The following is a 1,260-nucleotide window of genomic DNA, read 5'->3' on the forward strand; positions in this document are numbered from 1 at the left end:
ATTTTACCTCAGATTATGGAAAGTTTGAAGTAAAGGCAAAAAGTGACAAGTGACAGATGACAGATGACAGATGACAGGAAAACTAAGATTATCGAAACTGGGTACCGAGTGATTTTGTAGAAATCGTATCGAGGAGCAAATGATTAGTCATCATCATCATCTTCACATGGTCCTCGATCTTGCCAAACACCCCATTGGCCTGAGTCCTCTGGATTATCCCCACGTGAGTACCATTTTGCCCGATAAATATTGTCATCATAGACAGTTTCATCATTCTTTTGGAATATTATAGTCTGGTGCCAAAGCTGTCGTCCACCACAGGCATCAACATCGTAATCACACTCACCTAAATCCTGCCAGGAGCCATTATTTCCTGTAGTGCCGGGTTGTTGATTTTGAGTATACCAGGCTGCAAGCCACCTATGGTCATCATAACTAACGATATCACCTTCGGTGTAGGCCGTACTCGAATTCCAGGCTGCTATTCCTCCGCATTCCTCCTCATTCCCTGGGTTATCAATAATAGTAATCCGACGAATATTGCCGCGAACTTCACCGCCGAACAATTGAATTTGAACTTGATCATTTGAGTGATGAGCTGAAGCATTTCCTTTCACATACACTTCTTGCCCCAGATAGATATCCAAAATCTCCAAACCCGCTCCTTGTCCTCGATTTAGAATCCTGATATCGTTTTTGACATAGGTGCCTTGTTTCAGTATGATATCGCCATGCCTGGTTTTTATGCTCTTTTTAAGCATCGATCCATCTACTCGAATATCTCCGGTTTCTGTAGTAATATTACCCTTAATCGTTGAGTTTTGTTTAATTCGAATAGAACCATCAGTGTTTTTAATTGTCTGATCAACAGTTACACCTTCATCAATAAAAATATCACCACTGGTAGATTTGATCTTCCTCACACGTGCATTTGTTTCAATGTAGATGTCACCACTGGTAGTGCGCACTTCCCCATTAACCCGAGCACCATCCATTACTGTGATGTCAACATTGCTCGTGATAACATTCCCATTATGAGTTGTGCCTGTAGCAATGACAATATCCTCTTGGTCCGGTGCTCCAAACGATGGTGAACCTAAAATAAAGATCACTAACAGAGCATAAGTAAGGTTTTTCATTTCCACCCTCCCGTTAAATCTGGTTTTCAGCAAACATCTCAATACAATATTGACGATCTCGCAAAAACTACCTCTCGCCCGCCTGCGTATAACTTCGTGCGGGCAGGCAAAGCGCGCAGAG

The 1,260-nt window shown here is 42.2% G+C and carries 1 protein-coding gene; it reads right to left on the reverse strand.

From position 1 onward, the window contains the following. Positions 1-143 precede the first annotated feature (143 nt). The gene (locus U9Q77_05170) at positions 144-1,139 is read right to left on the reverse strand and encodes a DUF4097 family beta strand repeat-containing protein (protein ID MEA3286748.1); all 996 of its coding nucleotides are present in this window, start codon (positions 1,137-1,139) and stop codon (positions 144-146) included. Between the last annotated feature and the right edge of the window lie 121 nt (positions 1,140-1,260).

The sequence above is a fragment of the Candidatus Neomarinimicrobiota bacterium genome (genome assembly GCA_034716895.1).
In the GTDB taxonomy this organism is placed as follows: domain Bacteria; phylum Fidelibacterota; class UBA8477; order UBA8477; family JABMPR01; genus JABMPR01.

Bases quoted from the DNA above. Each gene is read 5' to 3' on its own strand.
- U9Q77_05170 (MEA3286748.1), bottom strand. From the start codon at position 1,139: ATGAAAAACCTTACTTATGCTCTGTTAGTGATCTTTATTTTAGGTTCA.